Genomic DNA, 16861 nt, shown 5'->3' on the forward strand with positions numbered 1-16861 from the left:
GGGTGTCCCGGGCCGAGGGTCGTTCGGGTTACTTGACCGATCCGGCGGTCAGGCCCGATACGACGTGTTTCTCGATGTAGGCGAACAGGATCACGACCGGCACGATGGCCACCACCGATCCCGCGAAGAGGTACTGCCATTCCACCCGGTAGGCGCCGAGGAAGCTGTTGATGCCGACGGTGAGGGGTTGTTTGTCCGGTGTGGTCACCAGTACCAGGGCGACGGTGAATTCGTTCCACGCGGCGATGAAGGTGAAGATGACCGCCGTGACGATGCCGGGCATCGCCAGCGGCAGGGTGACCCTGCGCAGTGCCCCGAGACGGGAGGCACCGTCGATCATCGCGGCCTCCTCCAGCTCGACCGGGATCGCGCTGAAGTAGGCGGTCAGGATCCACACCGAGAAGGCCAGGTTGAACGCGCCGTTGACGAGGACGAGCGCCCAGTACGAGTCGAGCAGGTCCAGGATGTAGAACTCGCGGTACAGGCCCACCAGCAGGGAGGTGGGCTGGAACATCTGGGTGACGAGCACGAGCATCAGGAACACGCCCCGGCCGCGGAACCGTTTGCGCGCGGTGTAGTACGCCGCGGGCAGGGAGACCACCAGTACCAGGAGGGTGGACATGCCGGCGACCAGGAGCGAGACCTTGAGGTTGTCGCCGAGGGTGGACTTGTCCCACACGTCGACGAAGTTGGCCCATTCGAACCTCGACGGCAGGTAGCCGTCGCCGGTGAGTTCGTCCTTGGGCCGCAGCGCGGTGATGCCCATCTCGATGTAGGGGGCGACGAAGACGATCGCGATCACCCACGCGAGCGCGCCGAACCACAGTTGTCTGTGGCTGTACTTCGAGCCCCCGAGCACGGACTTCCTTCGTCCGGGCGTGTTCCCGCCGGCCGCGGCACCCGAGGGCTTTCCGGTGGTGCCGGTGTCCGGCCTGCGGCCGGCGGCGGCGGTGCTCGTGCTCATCGGTCGGTCTCCTTGTTCCCGCGGCTGACGACGAGGAAGAACGCGACCAGGATGATGATCATCGCGAAGTTGGCCACGGACATCGCGGCGCTCTCGCCGATGTCGGACGCCTTGAGCTGGTACATGAACACCGTGGTCGTCGCGGTCTCGTAGCCCGGTCCGCCGTTGGTCATCGCCCAGATGATCGGGAACGAGTTGAAGACGTTGATCAGGTTGATCACGACCGCGACCAGGATCGCGGGCTTGAGGAGCGGCAGGGTGATCGACAGGTACGTGCGCCAGGTGGACGCGCCGTCGATCTTGGCCGCCTCGTACACCTCGCCGGGTACGGTCTGCAGGCCCGCGAGCAGGGTGTAGGTGGTGAAGGGGAGCGATACGAAGACGGCGACCGCCATCATCCACGGCATCGCGGTGGACGGCCTGCCGAGCCAGTCCTTGCCGGCGTCCATCAGGTGCAGGTCGACCATGAGCGTGTTGATCGCGCCGTGACTCTCGTGCAGCATCCATTTGAAGACGACGGCGGTCATGAAGACCGAGGCCGCCCACGGCACGATCATCGCCCAGCGGGCGAACCGCCGGCCGGGGAAGTGCTGGTTGAACAGTTGCGCCAGGAACAGCGACAACACGAGCGTGATGGCCACGACCACCAGCACCCAGACCACGGTGTTCCACAGCACGGCCACGAAGTCCGGCTCGTCGAACAGCTTGGTGTAGTTGTCGGTGCCGTTGGATCCCACCACGATGCCGGTGCGACGGATGCGCTGGAAGGAACTCCAGACCATCACGACCACGGGCCACAGGACCACGACACCGATCAGGAGGACGGCCGGGCCGATCCACGGCAGCGGGGCCAGCGCCTTCTTGACTCTGGTGACGACGGAAGGCGCTCTGCGTACGGCGGTTTCGGCCACGGGGCCGTCCTCCTCCTTCGGTGCTCGGACGTATCTGTGGTGCGTCAGCTCTTCTGCTGCGCGACCGCCGCTTCGGCTTCCTTCTGGAGCTGGTCCAGCACGTCCTTGGGCGACTTGCCGGAGACCGCGCTGCCCAACTGCTCCTTGATCTTCGGCGAGAGCACGTCCCACGCGACGTCGTTGAGCGGGTAGAACTTCGCCTTCGGGAGCAGGTCGATGTACGGCTTGAGGCCGGCGTTGGCGGGGTTGGCCGTCATCTTGGCCATCACCGACTTGGTCACCGGCGGGAAGCTGTACTGCTCCTGGAACTTGAGCTGCTGGTCGGTGCCGAAGGCGTGGTCGACGAAGGCCTTGATCTGGTCCTTCCTGCCGTTCTTCTTGAACGCCATCATCCAGTCGGCGACACCGAGGGTCTCGTTCAGCGGACCGGTCCTGCCGGCGATCGGCGCGGTCGCGTACTTGAGGTTCGGGTAGTCCTTCTTCAGCGTGGCGATCATGGTGGGGTTGCTGTTCACCATGCCGACGCTGCCGCCGTAGAAGTCGGTGTAGACGTCCTTGCGGTTCTTGGTGCCGGGGTTGGACTCGGTCAGGCCGGTCTTGACCAGGTTGTCGTTGACCCAGTTCAGGGCCTCGACGTTCTGCGGGCTGTTGACCGTGTACTTGCCGTTGGTCTGGTAGCCGCCACCGTTGCCCAGCGCCCAGTTCATGAACTCGCCCTGGGCCTCCTCCTTGCCCAGCGGCAGGCCGAAGGGCGTGGGCACGCCGGCGGCCTTGAGCTTGGTCGCGGCGGCCTTGAGTTCGTCCCAGGTCTTCGGCGGGTCGGTGATCCCGGCCTTGGCGAACAGGTCGGTGTTGTAGATCAATTGCCGGGTGCTGGAGGTGAAGGGAATGCCGTACTGCTTCCCCTTGACCGTCGCCGCGGGCGTGAAGGAATCGACGAAGTCGGCCTTGGTGGCGGGCGACATGACGTCGTCGACCGGGTAGAGCAGGTCGTCGACGACCTTGTCGGCATAACCGCCGGTCTGCAGAAGGTCGGGCATGTCGTTGTTCTGGATCATGGTCGCGACCTGCTTGTCGATGTCGTCCCAGTTGACGACCTGCAGGTTCACCTTGATGCCGGGGTATTTCGCGTTGAAACTCGAAATCACGCCGTTCCAGTACTTCTGCATGCTGCCGTCGCCGCTGCCGTAGTCGGCCACGACCAGCTTGATCGACCCGTCCTTGGGCGCACCGGCCTCACCGGAGGCGCCGGGCGTCGCCTTGTCCTCGTCCTTCTTGTCGTCCGAGCCACCACACGCCGACAGAAGCAGTGCGGCCGACAGTCCTGTCGCCGCCAATGCCATCTGGTGCCGCTTCATCGCAGTACCGCCTTCATGCCTTCGGGAAAACAGGACCGTTGGTGAGGGTTTGGTCGCGCTAAACCCATGCACTCGCTTGCGCAAAACTGTTCGCAACACGGATTTGAAGAAAACTCTTGAGCAGCATCGAGCATTTTGCGGACTCGCCGTGTCGGCAGTCAACACCTCGACGGAAGAAAGGTCTACACCAATCCTGAGATTCCGAGGAGGGGTCGCGGAAGTTTGCAGAGCAATTCGTTACCCATGCGAGGCCCATCCGTGCGCGCATGCAGAGGAACCGACACAGACGGTGTCGGTTCGATCTCACGAATGGTCTATCGGGTTGGTTGGCGAACGCATATGCGAATGCCCGGGACGCGTGTCGCACGTCCCGGGCGAACGGGTGCTTCGGGGGCGCCGGGCGGGTCCGGCGCGCGGGCTCAGACCCGGATCACCCGCACGCCCGCGTCGACGAAGGCCGCGGTGGCCTCCTCGGGCGCCGAGGTGTCGGTCACCAGCACCCCGATGCGATCCAGCGGGCAGATCCGGGCGAACGCGCGGCGCCCGAGCTTGGACGAGTCCGCGGCCACCACCACCCGACCGGCGCCGGCGGCCATCAACTGGTTGATGCTCGCCTCGCCCTCGTGGTGGGCACTCGCGCCGTGCTCGACGTCGATCGCGTCGACGCCCAGGATCGCCACGTCCAGGGCCACCTCGCGCAGGATCCCGGTGGCCAACGGGCCGATCAGTTCGTAGGACTGGGTGCGGGCCACGCCGCCGGTGACGACGATCTTCACGTGCCGCCGTACGGCCAGCTCACCCGCGATGTTGAGCGCGTTGGTGACGATCGTGAACGCCTGTGCGTTCGAGTCGCCCTCGGTGTGCAGGTCGGCCCGGGCAACCAGGGCGCGGGCCACCTCGGTCATCGTGGTGCCGCCGTTGAGCCCGATCGTCTCGCCCGGCTTGACCAGCGCCGCGGCGGCCTGCGCGATGCGCTGTTTCTCGGACGCGTGGCGGGCGGTCTTGTAGCGCAGCGGCAGGTCGTAGGAGACCGCGTGCGCGACCGCGCCGCCCCGGGTGCGGGTCAGCATCTGCTGCTGCGCGAGCTGATCCAGGTCGCGACGGATCGTCGCGGGCGAGACGTCCAGTTCCGAGGCCACGTCCTCGACCTCGAGCCGACCGTGCTTGGCCAGCAGCTCGAGAAGCGCACCCCACCGCTCGTAACGGCTCACCCGTGACCTCCGCCCTGTCCGACAGCCCTGGCCGACTCGCGTCGGATCGTTCGGGACATCCTCGCGGGCGCCCCACACGTGTCGAGCATCGGGGCTTCCGTGAGCCTGCGCTCACTGAACGATGCTGTTGCATGTTCATGTTTTCAACTGCTATCCAGTGAGCACAAACGCGCATTCACGGATCCACCCGCCCTCGGGCTCACAATCTGCCCCACCTACCAGACTCGAGACGCCGATGCCGCACGTGAACACCCCGCCGTCCGACCTGTCCGGCGCGGACTGCGTCGTCGCACTCGACGTCGGCGGCACCGACATCAAGGGCGGCGTGGTCGACGCGGGCGGCAACCTCGTCTACAGCGAGCGACGTCCCACCGGCCGCACACACGGCCCGAACGCGGTGGTCGCGGGCATCGTCGACTTCGCCGCGGCGCTGCGCGAGCGGGCGCTGGAGCTGGGTGGCGTGCCGCGCGCGGCCGGGGTCGTGGTGCCGGGCATCGTGGACGACCCGGCGGGCGTCGCGGTGTGGTCGGCCAGCATCCAGTGGCGCGAGGTGCCGCTGCGCGCGCTGATCGCGGACCGGCTCGGCCTACCGGCTGCTTTGAGCCACGACGTGCGCACCGGCGCGCTGGCCGAGGGCCGGCTCGGGGCGGGTCGCGATTGCGACAACTTCCTGTTCGTGGCGATCGGCACCGGGCTCGCCTCGGTGCTCGTGTTGAACGGCCGCCCCTACCCGGGCGCGCACGGACAGGCGGGCGAGATCGGCCACATCACGGTGCGGCCGGGCGGTGGCAGGTGTACGTGCGGCGCGGTCGGCTGTCTGGAGGCGCACTTCTCCGGACCTGCCATCGCGCACGCGTTCGCCGAGGCCGCGCCGGGCGACGATCCGCCGCTGAGCGCGGCCCAGGTGGTCGCCCGGGTGGCCGCCGGCGACCGGGTCGCGGCCGCCGTGTGGGGGCAGGGCCTGTCCGCGTTCGCGGACGGCCTGCTCACCGGACTCGCGCTGTACGACCCGAAGTTGCTGGTCATCGGCGGCGGTCTCTCGCTCGCCGGGGAGCAGTTGTTCAACCCCTTGCGGACGCTGCTCGCCGAGCGCGCCGTGGTTCAACACGTACCGCCGCTGGTGACCGCGGCGCTCGGGGACGAGGCCGGTTGCCGAGGCGCCGGTCTGATCGCGTGGGACACCTTGGAGGTGCGCGGGTGACGGTGCTCGGCAATGCGCGAGTGGTGCTGCCCTCCGGGGTGGTCGAGGGCGCTTCGGTGGGCGTGGTCGGTGATCGCATCGCCTTCGCGGGCCCGGGGCTGCCGGCCGGTCCGGAGCCGGCGGTCGACGTCGCGGGCGGCTGGATCGTGCCCGGCTTCGTGGACATGCACGTACACGGTGGCGGGGGCGGTTCGTACACCTCCGGCGACCCGGACGAGGCGCTGCGGGTGGCCGAATTCCATCGCTCGCACGGCACTACGACCACGGTCGCGAGTCTGGTCACCGCCTCCCCCGCGGACCTGCTGCGGATCGTGACCGAGTTGGCCCCGCTCGTGCACGACGGCAGGCTGGCCGGGCTGCACCTGGAGGGCCCGTACCTGAGCGTGGCCCGCTGCGGCGCGCACGACCCGACCCAGTTGCGCGCGCCCGACCGGGACGAGGTCACCGCGCTGCTGAAGGCGGGCAGCGGCGCGATCCGGATGCTCACGCTGGCGCCCGAACTGCCCGGCGGCGTCGAGCTGGTACGCCGACTGGCGGACGAGGGGGTGATCGCCGCGGTGGGGCACACCGACGGCACCCACCGCGAGACGCGCGCGGCGCTGGCCGCGGGCGCGAGTGTGGCCACCCACCTGTTCAACGCGATGCGCAGCGTGCACCACCGCGAGCCGGGACCGGTCACCGCGCTGCTCCAGGACAGCGACGCGGTGGTCGAGTTGATCAACGACGGCGTGCACCTGCACTCCAGCGTGGTCAATCTGGCCTACGCGAGCGCGGGGCCGGACCGGGTCGCGTTCATCACCGACGCGATGGGCGCGGCGGGCATGCCGGACGGCGTGTACCCGCTGGGGGTGATGACCGTGGACGTGGTCGACGGGGTGGCCCGGCTGGCCGACGGCGACTCGATCGCGGGCAGCACGCTGACCCTGGACCGGGCGCTGCGCAACGGCGTCGCGGGCGGCCTGCCGATCGCCGACGTGGTCCGCTCGCTGTCCGCCACCCCCGCCCGGGCGTTGGGCATCGCCGATCGGGTCGGCACCCTGGAGCCGGGCAAGCGGGCCGACCTGGTGGTGCTCGACGACGCGCTGCGGGTGCGCGCCGTGATGGCCGGCGGCGCGTGGGTGGACGACCGCCGCCCCTGACCGAATCGGCCGGCCGCCCCGAAGTCGGGGCGGCCGGCGCTCGGTCGGACCTGGGAGACGCCCGCCGGCGCTCAGTTGGGCGGGTAGCGCTTGGCCCAGGAGGTGTCGCCCGCCTCGGGCCCGTGCAGCGTGGTGCCCTGGGTCATCTCCATCGCGAAGTCGTCGGCCAACTCCAGGATGGCGCCCCGGCCTTCGAGCTCGGCGACCAGATCCGCGGGCAGCACGGTGTCGCCGTGCATGGCGCCCAGCAGGTTGCCGCAGATCGACCCGGTCGAGTCGCTGTCGCCGCCGTGGTTGACCGCGAGCAGCAGTCCGGTGCGCATGTCCGGCGCCACCAGCGCGCAGTACAGCCCGATCGACAGCGCCTCCTCGGCCGTCCAGCCCTGGCCCAGCGCCTCGACCCGCTCCGCCGAGGGCACGCCGGCGCGGACCGCGGCCAGCGCCGCCTCGATCGCCTGCGCCGTCTCGGCGTGCTCGGGACGGGACTTCACCAGCTCCAGCGCCACCCGCACGCCCTCCTCCAGCGGCGCGCCCTGCATGACCGCGTGCACGATCACCGCGAACGCGCCCGCCGACAGATAGCCGGTGGGGTGACCGTGCGTCAGCACCGCGCACTCCACCGCGAGTTGGAAGACCAGCTCGGGACGCCAGCCGACCAACAGGCCGAACGGCGCCGAGCGCATCACCGCCCCGCACCCCTTGGAATCGGGGTTCTTGGGCCGCTCCAGCGTGCCCATCACGCTCTCGTCCTCCAGCCCGCGCAGGCACGCGGATCCGGGCGCACGCGAGCTGTACAGCCACTCCTCGCGGACCAACCAGCCCTCGTCCTTGCGCTCGTCCGGCCCCCACTCGCTCTGCGTCGCCTTCCAGCGCAGATACGCGCCGTGCAGATCGGTCGGCGGATGCCAGGCGCCGGTGTCCCGGCGCACGTGCGCGCGGATCAGACCCTCCACCGTGAACAACGTCATCTGCGTGTCGTCGGTGATCGCGCCGTGCCGGTGATACGCCGTCACATACCCGACGACGCCGTCGGGCCCGTGCTGTTCGCGGATCTCCGCGAGACTGAGGAACTCGATGCCGGCGCCGAGCGCGTCACCGATCGCCCCACCGACCAGGCACCCCCGTACTCGCGCCCGAAAGTCCTGCAGCCGGTCTCTGGACCAGAGTGCGGCCATGTGTGTACTCCCTCCCCCGACACCCCACGGCAGCGTACCCGCGGCAAGTCACCAAGGGGTCGCACACGCGTCCGACGGCCCGGGGTCGGGGCGGCGCCGAGCGGGTGCGGCACGGCCTCCGTCGCGGTCCCCGACTCCCATCCGCCGAAAAGGGACGAGTATCCACCGGGAAGGGAGGAGTCCCGGCCGCCTCGGGCGGGGAGCGCCGCGCTCCTGTGGGCATGATCGGGTCGGAGGATAGGCTGCCGTCCCGAGGTGCAGGCCCCGACGAGTCCGGCAACCGTGTCCGGCCCGATCGATCCGCGGCGGCCCGCTCGCCTCGGTGCTCGAGCCAGCCGATCCGGAAGTCGACCAACGCTCCCGGATCTCATCGAACGGGACCGCTTGGTGGACGTAATGTCGGATCATTCGGCGCACGACGTGGCGCGTTCGCCCGTGTCCGGAAATGGATCCGCCGGCCCGGCGGTCGGCCCTGCGGGTCGCCGATCGTGGTCGATCATCGGCGAACTGTGCTGTGCGGCGGCGGTGGCGGTCGCGACCAGCCTTCCGCTCCAGTACCTGATCACCCACGCCGGGCTGCCCCGGCCGCGGATCATGATCGGACCGGACAAGTCGCAGACCCTCTCCAAGTCCTTGATCCCGTTGGAGTTCGCCAGTCTCGGTGCCCTCGCGCTGCTCGGCGCGATCGCCTTCCTGATCCTGCGCGGCGGGAAGCGGCCACTGCTGCGCACCGTGCTGACCTGGGTGTTGCTGACCGCGCTGCCGACGATCGTGCTCGCGCTGCCGCTGTACGCGACCAAGTGGTACTACGGCGGACTCGCGGGCGACAACTCGTTCCGCAGCCAGTACCTGACCCGGATGACCGACTCGCCTCGGCTGTCCGACATGAACTACGAGAGCACGCCCCCGCTGTACCCCACGGGCTGGTTCTGGCTCGGCGGACGCTTCGCGAACCTGTTCGGCCTGGCGGGCTGGGAGGCCTACAAGCCGTTCACCATCCTGACCGCGGGTGTCACGGTCGCCCTCGCGTTCACGTTGTGGAGTGCGATCGTCTCCCGTCCCATGGCCATCGCGCTGAGCACCGCGACCACGCTGGTGGGATTGTCCGGGATGTCGCCGGCGGTGAACGAGGGCTACGCCTGGGTCGTCACCGCACTGGCCCCGCCGGTCGTGGTCGCCATCGCCCACGTGCTGGCCCGAGGCGGCCGGGAGGCCCACCGCGACCGCCGGCCGAAGAACCTCGGCGTGCTCCTGGGCATCGGGGTCTTCCTCGGCATCTCCGCGCTGTTCTACACGCTGATCACCGGCTTCCTCACGCTGGTGATCATCGCATCCGCCGTGGTGGGGCTGGTGCTCGACCGCAGGCGTTCGGCCCGGATCCCGAACCCGCGCGGCGCGCCTCCGTCCGGCTACACGCTCGGTACGGTGCTCGGCCGATTGCTGGCGATCGCGGGCGCGGCGGCGGTGCTCATCCTCCCGGTGTGGCTGCCGTACCTGCTCGAATCGCTCCGCCAGGGGATGCCCAGGAACGCGGCGCAGCACTACCTCTTTCCCGAGGGGGCGACCTTCGCCACACCCATGTTGGACTTCACGCCGATCGGCGTGCTGTGTCTGATCGGCGTGGTCTGGTTGATCTGGGCGGCCGGAGCGGGCGACGTCATCGCGCGCGGGCTCGCGATCGGCGTCGTCGGTTGCTACACGTGGTCGGTCTTCTCCTTCGCCGCGGGTGTCGCGGACACCACCCTGCTGACCTTCCGGGTGACCCCGATCCTGGAGCTCTGTCTGGCCGCCGCGGGTGTGTTCGGGCTCGCTGCCGGGCTGCGGGAGATCCGGGCCAGGGCGACCGAGCCGAGGATCGCGCGCACCGCGCTCGCCGTGGTCACCGTGCTCGCCGTGGCGTCGGGCGTCGTGGTGGCCCAGCAGTTCGCCCGCTCCGACCGGGGTTCGTTGGACCAGGCCCTGGGCGAGCCCTATCCGGACGGCCACGAGCCACGGATCCGGGACGAACCGCCGACCGGCGACACCCTCGCGGCGCTGGAACTGGACCGCATGGTCTTCCGGGCCATCGCCGATGCCACGAAGAACAAGGCGCCGAACAAGACGGTCCTGCTCACGGACAACTACCGGCTGCTCGCGATAAAGCCCTACTGGGGCTTCCTGGCCTACATCCCGCAATACTCCAACCCGCTGGGCGAGTTGGACGCGCGCCAGAAGGAGGTCGCCCGTTGGGCCGCCGCCGACTCGGCACAGGATCTGATCAAGCGGATGAAGGCCAGTCCGTGGCGTGCCCCGGACGTGATGCTCCTGCGCGCCGAGGCGGACGGGTACCACGCGCGCATGGTCGTCGACGCGTTCCCGATGTCGCCCGAGAACCAGTGGCGCGACGTGGTGTTCCCCAAGAAGCTCATCGACCCCGCGGTGTTCGACCTGAAGAAGGTCGGACCCTTCACCCTGGTGTCCCCGCGCTGAACCCGTACCCGTAGTACCCGGACACGACCGCGCCCGCCGCCCCTGCGCAAGGGGGCGGCGGGCGCGGTCGTCGGTCCACGCGTCGGCCGGATCAGCCCAGGATCGGGAGCATGATGCGTTCGACGTCGGCGTCGTGGCGGCGGGCCACTTCCTGGCGCTCGGGGCTCACCTCGCCGTAGGTGGTGGTGCGCTGGCGGGCTCGGCGGCCCAGGGAGGCGGCCATCGCCTCGAGTTCGGCGATGGACTTCTTGGAGCCGTTGTCGGCGCCCGCCATCCGGGAGATGGTCTCCTCCATGAGCGTGCCGCCCATGTCGTTCGCGCCACCTTCGAGCATCAGGTTGGTGCCCTCGACGCCGAGCTTGACCCAGCTCGTCTGGATGTTGTCGATCTTGCCGTGCAGCAGGATCCGGGCCATCGCGTGCACGGCGCGGTTGTCCCGCAGGGTCGGGCCCGGGCGGGCGATGCCGGCCAGGTAGACCGGCGCGTTGGTGTGCACGAACGGCAGCGTGACGAACTCGGTGAAGCCGCCCGTCTCGTCCTGGATCCGGCCGAGCAGGCGCAGGTGGCCCAGCCAGTGCGAGGGGGTGTCCACGTGGCCGTACATCATCGTCGACGAGCTGCGGATGCCCAGCTCGTGTGCGGTCTTGACCACCTCGACCCAGGTCGCGGCGGGCAGCTTGCCCTTGGTCAGGATCCAGCGCACGTCGTCGTCGAGGATCTCGGCGGCGGTGCCGGGGATGGTGTCCAGGCCCGCCTCCTTGGCGGCGGTCAGCCAGTCCCGGATGGACATCCCGGTGCGGGTCGCGCCGTTGGCCACCTCCATCGGCGAGAACGCGTGCACGTGCATGCCCGGCACGCGCTTCTTGACCTCGCGCGCGATGTCGAAGTAGGCGGTGCCGGGCAGGTCCGGGTGGATGCCGCCCTGCATGCAGACCTCGGTCGCGCCGACCGCCCACGCCTGTTCGGCCCGCTCGCCCACCTGGTCCAGGGAGAGGGTGTACGCGTCCGCGTCGGTGCGTCGCTGGGCGAACGCGCAGAATCGGCAGCCGGTGTAGCAGACGTTGGTGAAGTTGATGTTCCGGTTGACGATGTAGGTGATCTCGTCGCCGTTCACCTCGCGCCGCAAGTCGTCAGCGATCCGGCCGAGTTCGTCCATCGCGACGCCGTCGCAGTGGAACAGCGCGAGGGCCTGGTCGTCGGTCAGCCGGGTCGGGTCGGCGGCGGCCTGGGCGAGCGCCGCCCGGACCTCCGCGTCCAGCCGGACCACCGATCCCGTGGCGGCGTCGGCGACCTGTTCGCGCAGCGACTCCCAGTCGCCGTACACGTTGTCGAAGTCGTCGCGGCGGTCGCTGGTGCGGCCGACGGTGTCGATGCTCACGTGCAGGTCGGTCCGGCCGGACGCGGCGGCGAAGATGTCCTCGGGTTCCTGCCACGGCAGGCCCTCCGGGCACTTGCCCTCGATCGCGAGCCCGGTCTCCGGGTCGGACAGCGCGCGCACGTGCGGCAACACCCGGGGGTCCACCCACGGCTCACCGCGCAGGATCACCTCGGGGTAGACGTTGAGCCGCTCGCGCAGCACAAAACCCGCCTCGGCGGTCCGCTCGGCGAGGAACTCGATCTGCGGCCAGGCGAGTTCGGGGTTGACGTGGTCGGGGGTGAGCGGCGATACGCCGCCCCAGTCGTCGATGCCGGCGGCGATCATCAGCGCGTATTGGTCGCCGATCAGGTTCGGCGGGGCCTGTACCCGGACCTTGGGCCCGAGCACGAGCCGGGAGACGGCGATCGCGGCGGCCAACTCGACCAGGTCGGCGTCCGGCGTCGAGCGCATCGCGGTGTCCGGCTTGGCGCGGAAGTTCTGCAGGATGATCTCCTGGATCGAGCCGTACTGCCGGGCGACCTTGCGCATCGCGAAGATCGACTCGGCCCGCTCGGTCATGTTCTCGCCGATGCCGATCAGCAGACCGGTGGTGAACGGGACGTTCGAGCGCCCGGCGTCCTCCAGCACCCGCAGGCGTACGGCCGGCTCCTTGTCCGGCGAGCCGTGATGCGGGCCGCCGGGCTCGGACCACAGTCGGGTCGCGGTGGTCTCCAGCATCATCCCCATCGACGCGCTGACCGGCTTGAGTCGCTGGAAGTCGGTCCAGGAGAGCACGCCGGGGTTGAGGTGCGGCAGCAGGCCGGTCTCCTCCAACACCCGCACCGACATCGCCCGCACGTACGAGAGCGTGTCGTCGTACCCGTGCGCGTCCAGCCACTCGCGCGCCTCGGGCCAGCGGTCCTCGGGCCGGTCCCCCAGTGTGAACAGCGCTTCCTTGCAGCCGAGCGCGGCCCCCTCACGGGCGATCTTGAGCACCTCGTCGGGGCTGAGGAACATCCCGTGGCCCTCGCGCCGAAGCTTGCCGGGGACGGTGACGAAGGTGCAGTAGTTGCAGCGGTCCCGGCACAACCGGGTCAGCGGGATGAACACTTTTCGGCTGTAGGTGATCATCCCGCTACGGCCCACCGCCTCCAGCCCGGCATCGCGCACGCGCGCGGCCGACCGGCTCAGGTCCGCCAGGTCCGCGTCGCGCGCGTGCAGGAGCACGGCCGCTTCCGAGACGTCGAGCATGACCCCGTCTCGGGCTCGTCGCAGCGCGCGCCGCATCGAACTCTCGGTGGGACGTCCCTCGTTGGGGGTCGGGGTCATGCGACACCTCGCTGTCGTCGCTGTTGCTCGGGCCGGATCGGCGGGCCGACCGCACCACGTACGTTCCGACCGGCCGACAAACGGGAGCCGACGCGACGCCGCCCCCCGAACAGACCAAGCGTAGGCGCGCTCGATCGAGGGCATCGGGACTCGTGTCGCACGTCACGTGCGGTCCGCGGGCGTCGACGAACCCCGGGCATCCCTACGGCAACGAGCCGGTCACCCGAGCCAGTGGCTGCCCGGTGACCTTGGCAATCGCCTCGAAGTCGTTGTCGTCGTGCAGCAGGGCCAAGCGGTGGCGCTCGGCGGTGGCTGCGATGATCAGATCGCTGGGCCCCGGGGCTCGATGGGAGCCGGTGTGCATCAGCCTCTGCTGGACCGTCCGCGCTCGGCGGATGTCGCGCTCGTCCGTTTCGTAGGGCAGATAGGCGTGGCCGAGCCAGTCGTCCCAGTCGGCGGCCTCACTCGGGCTCCGGGCACTACGAAGGACCTCCAATTCCGTGATCGTGCAGATACCGACCAATCCCGCTTCGATCGAAGCGTGCCAGGGCAGCACCAGATCGGTGTCCCGCAACAAGCGCCACACGGCACTCGTATCGATCAGATAATCGGCAACGATCAACTGCGGTAGTTCCTCTTGTCGCTCAGGAATTCCAGATCGATCCCGCCCTCGGCGGCCGACCGCTGCATGTCGCCCATCGCCTGACGACGACGCCGGCGCATCGCGACCTCGCGCAGTGCCGTGTTCACCGTGTCCTTCTTGGTCTTGGTGCCGAGCAGGACCATGGCTTCGGCCAACGCTTCATCGTCTATGTCGATCACGGTGTTGGTCATATATGCCTCCAGTACGTGTCGTATAGATCGTAGGCGGCGGCCGGGCGATTCGCCCGGCATCCCCAACGGATCACTCGAACGAGAACCGCCCGACCCGCCCTGCACGATCCGGCCCGGACATGGAGCGGCGGCGTACGGGAGGACCCCCGTACGCCGCCGAGTTTCCTGGTGCGGTCAGACCGAGACGGTGACCGTGTCCTTGCCGGAGCGCAGCAGTGTGCCGTTGGCGGCGCCGGTGGTCTCGCCGTCGCGGATGGTCTCCACGCCGTTGACCCGGACGCTGACCACGCCGGTCGACTCGCTGGTCAGTCGGGGGCTGTCACCGGGCAGGTCGTGCATCAGCCGGGCCGGGCCGGAGCCGACGGTGGCCGGGTCGAACAGGACCAGGTCGGCGTGGAAGCCCTCGGCGATCCGACCCCGGTCCTTGAGGCCGAACAGCTCGGCGGGCTCGGTGGTGAGCATCTGCACCGCGCGCTCCAGCGAGACCAGCTTGCGGCCGCGCAGCATGTCGCCCAGGAAGCGTGTGGTGTAGGTGGCGCCGCACATCCGGTCCAGGTGCGCGCCGGCGTCCGAACCGCCCAGGATCACGTGCTCGTTGTCCCACACCTGCTGCCGCAGGTCCCACGAGGCCTGGTCGTTGTCGGTGGGCATCGGCCACAACACCGTGCGCAGGTCGTCGTTGATGCAGATCTCGACGAGCGTCCAGAAGTCGTCCTGGCCGCGCTCCTTGGCGATGTCCGCGACCACCCGGCCGGACAGACCCTCGTTCGCCTCGGAGTAGGTGTCGCCGATCACGTAGCGGCCGAAGTCGGCGAGCCGGCGGAAGACGCCCGCCTCGGGGCTGTCCGCGTTGCGCAGCATCTCCGCGCGCACCTCGGCGTCGCGCAGCTTGGCGATCCGCTCGGGCACCGGCAGGGACAGGATCGGGCCCCAGCCCGGGATCAGGTTGAGCGCGCAGTAGGTCAGGAAGGACATGTTCATCGGGACCAGGACCGGCATGGTCAGGATGACGATCCGCCCGCCGGCCTCCTTGGCCTTCTCCGACGCGTAGATCTGGCGCGGCGCGCGGTCGGGCGCGGCGGCGTCGACGGTGAGCACGTTCCAGTTCATCGGCCGGCCGGCCGTGGTGGTCATCTTGACCAGCAGGTCGATTTCCTCATCCGAGAACTTGTCCAGACAGCCGGCGACGATGACCTCGAGCTGGGTGCCCTCGTGCTTGCCGACCTCCTCGCACAGCGCCAGGATCTCGGCCGGCGTCGCGGCCCGCGAGGGAACCGGGTTGCCGTCGCCGTCGGTGTGGTTGGACTGGCCGGTGGAGAAGCCGAGCGCGCCGGCCTCCATCGCCTTGCCCAGCTCGATCACCATCGCCGCGACCTGCTCGGGCGTGGCCTCCTTGCCGACCGAGTCGGCGCCCATCACGTAGCGGCGGATCGCGCAGTGCCCGGCCATGAAGCCGGCGTTCACCGCGATCCGGCCCTCCAGCTTGTCCAGGTACTGGGCGAAGGTCTCCCAGCTCCAGTCCACGCCGTTCTCCAGCGCGGGCAGCGCCATGCCCTCGACCTTGGCCATCATCCGACGGGTGTAGTCGGCGTCCTCGGCCTTGAGCGGCGCGAGCGTGAAGCCGCAGTTGCCGCCGATGATCGTGGTCACGCCGTGGTTGACCGAGGGCGTGGCGTACGGGTCCCAGTGCAGTTGGGCGTCGTAGTGGGTGTGCGGGTCGACGAACCCGGGAGCCAGGATCAGACCCTCGGCGTTCTCGGTACTCGCGGCCTCTTCGGTTATGCCGCCGGCGGGGGTGACCGCGACGATCCGTCCGTCCCTGATGCCCACGTCACCGAGGAAGGACGGCGCGCCCGTCCCGTCGACGACGGTGGCTCCGGTGATGACGTGGTCCAGCATGGCGAAGCTCCTTCTGCCCTCGGTGTTGCCCGCGAACGCGGCCGGTCGCATGCCCGCGCATACCCGACCCCGCCCACCCACGAAACTGATGGTACGTCAGATATACGAGGTCGCCAGGGGCCGGCGCGGGATGAGACGGGGCTCACCACAGTCATGCCACAGCGGCATATCCTGCCGGCGGATCCGCACGGCTCGCGACGGCCACCCGCAACCGCTCAGAAGAGCTTCACGCCCGCCATCCACCCGCCGTCGACCACGATGTGGGTGCCCGTCATGTACGAGCTGTCGGCGCTCGTCAGGAACAGCGCGGCGGAGGCGATCTCGTCCGGCTCGCCGATCCGGGCCAGAGGTATGCCGCCGAACACCTCACTCACCGGGTCCGGCTCGCCCGGCGCCGGGGTCGGTACGGTCAGGCCCTCGATGTCGGCCGGATTGGTCATCGGCGTACGCACGCCGCCCGGACAGATCGCGTTCACCCGGATCCGCGGTCCGGCCTCCAGCGCGGCCACCCGGGTCATCGCGAGCACCGCGCCCTTGGTGGAGGCGTACGCGACCAGCCCCTCCATGCCGGCCAGCCCGGCATAGGACGCGATGTTCACGATCGTGCCCGGACCGTCCGTCGCGCGGATCGCCGGGAGCGCGGTCTTCATGCCCAGGAACGTGCCGAGCTGGTTCACCTCGACGATCCGCAGGTATGCCGCCCGGGACATCTCCTCGATCGGGTCGAAGGCCAGGATCCCGGCGTTGTTGACCAGCCCGTCGAGCCTGCCGAAGGTGTCGACCGCGATGTGCACCGCACGCTGCCAGTCGTCCTCGTCCGACACGTCCAGGTGTACGTAGCGGGCCGCGTCGCCAATCTCCTTCGCCGCCGCCTCGCCCGCTTCGTCGAGGATGTCGGCGAGTACGACCCGCGCGCCCTCGGCCGCGAACAGGCGGGCCTCCACCACGCCCTGCCCGCGCGCCGCGCCGGTGATCAGGACCACCCTGCCGTCCAGCTTGCCCATACCGAACTTC

The 16861-nt window shown here is 69.6% G+C and carries 13 protein-coding genes; 3 read left to right on the forward strand and 10 right to left on the reverse strand.

Going from position 1 to position 16861, the window contains the following annotated elements; all coding sequences use genetic code 11:
* Nucleotides 1-28 precede the first annotated feature (28 nt).
* From OG948_RS16065 to OG948_RS16080, 4 genes are all read right to left on the reverse strand, one after another.
* Complete coding sequence (locus tag OG948_RS16065) at nt 29-964, reverse strand: carbohydrate ABC transporter permease (protein ID WP_331772331.1); 936 nt, start codon at nt 962-964, stop codon at nt 29-31.
* Nucleotides 961-1875 (reverse strand): carbohydrate ABC transporter permease, encoded by a 915-nt coding sequence (locus OG948_RS16070; RefSeq protein WP_406297218.1) that lies wholly within the window; start codon nt 1873-1875, stop codon nt 961-963. Before OG948_RS16070 ends, OG948_RS16065 begins: the two co-directional genes overlap by 4 nt.
* Nucleotides 1876-1919: 44 nt before the next feature.
* Nucleotides 1920-3233 (reverse strand): extracellular solute-binding protein, encoded by a 1314-nt coding sequence (locus tag OG948_RS16075; protein WP_406297219.1) that lies wholly within the window; start codon nt 3231-3233, stop codon nt 1920-1922.
* A gap of 419 nt (nt 3234-3652) precedes the next feature.
* The gene (locus OG948_RS16080) at nt 3653-4444 is read right to left on the reverse strand and encodes a DeoR/GlpR family DNA-binding transcription regulator (RefSeq protein ID WP_395867020.1); all 792 of its coding nucleotides are present in this window, start codon (nt 4442-4444) and stop codon (nt 3653-3655) included.
* A gap of 244 nt (nt 4445-4688) precedes the next feature.
* Between OG948_RS16080 and OG948_RS16085 the strand changes: the two genes are divergently transcribed.
* Together OG948_RS16085 and nagA are read left to right on the forward strand one after the other, a co-directional pair.
* A complete protein-coding gene (locus OG948_RS16085; RefSeq protein ID WP_406297221.1) occupies nt 4689-5645 on the forward strand; it encodes an ROK family protein in 957 nt (318 codons plus the stop codon).
* Nucleotides 5642-6784 carry an N-acetylglucosamine-6-phosphate deacetylase gene (gene nagA / locus OG948_RS16090; protein WP_406297222.1) on the forward strand — a complete coding sequence of 381 codons (1143 nt, stop codon included), beginning with the start codon at nt 5642-5644 and terminating at the stop codon, nt 6782-6784. The genes OG948_RS16085 and nagA overlap by 4 nt, the downstream gene beginning before the upstream one ends.
* 71 nt (nt 6785-6855) lie before the next feature.
* On the opposite strand, the gene OG948_RS16095 is transcribed toward nagA, so the two are convergent.
* Nucleotides 6856-7959: an ADP-ribosylglycohydrolase family protein gene (locus OG948_RS16095; protein ID WP_395867014.1), complete on the reverse strand. Its 1104-nt coding sequence runs from the start codon at nt 7957-7959 to the stop codon at nt 6856-6858.
* 396 nt (nt 7960-8355) lie between these two features.
* Here OG948_RS16095 and OG948_RS16100 point away from each other — a divergent pair, with 396 nt between their 5' ends.
* Nucleotides 8356-10428 carry an arabinofuranosyltransferase gene (locus OG948_RS16100; RefSeq protein ID WP_406297224.1) on the forward strand — a complete coding sequence of 691 codons (2073 nt, stop codon included), beginning with the start codon at nt 8356-8358 and terminating at the stop codon, nt 10426-10428.
* A 91-nt stretch (nt 10429-10519) separates the two neighbouring features.
* Here the strand turns inward: OG948_RS16100 and OG948_RS16105 are convergent, their stop codons facing one another.
* From OG948_RS16105 to OG948_RS16125, 5 genes are all read right to left on the reverse strand, one after another.
* Entirely contained in the window at nt 10520-13114 is a 2595-nt protein-coding gene (locus tag OG948_RS16105; protein ID WP_406297226.1) for a bifunctional FO biosynthesis protein CofGH, read from the reverse strand.
* 202 nt (nt 13115-13316) lie between these two features.
* On the reverse strand, nt 13317-13736 hold the full coding sequence (locus OG948_RS16110) for a PIN domain nuclease (protein ID WP_406297228.1): 420 nt from the start codon (nt 13734-13736) through the stop codon (nt 13317-13319).
* On the reverse strand, nt 13733-13948 hold the full coding sequence (locus OG948_RS16115) for a type II toxin-antitoxin system VapB family antitoxin (RefSeq protein ID WP_406297230.1): 216 nt from the start codon (nt 13946-13948) through the stop codon (nt 13733-13735). Before OG948_RS16115 ends, OG948_RS16110 begins: the two co-directional genes overlap by 4 nt.
* Before the next feature lie 174 nt (nt 13949-14122).
* Complete coding sequence (locus tag OG948_RS16120; protein WP_406300270.1) at nt 14123-15898, reverse strand: amidohydrolase family protein; 1776 nt, start codon at nt 15896-15898, stop codon at nt 14123-14125.
* Between the two features lie 164 nt (nt 15899-16062).
* Nucleotides 16063-16851 (reverse strand): glucose 1-dehydrogenase, encoded by a 789-nt coding sequence (locus OG948_RS16125; RefSeq protein WP_406297231.1) that lies wholly within the window; start codon nt 16849-16851, stop codon nt 16063-16065.
* Between the last annotated feature and the right edge of the window lie 10 nt (nt 16852-16861).

Origin of the sequence: Embleya sp. NBC_00888, from assembly GCF_045207655.1 — a bacterium.
In the GTDB taxonomy this organism is placed as follows: Bacteria; Actinomycetota; Actinomycetes; order Streptomycetales; family Streptomycetaceae; genus Embleya.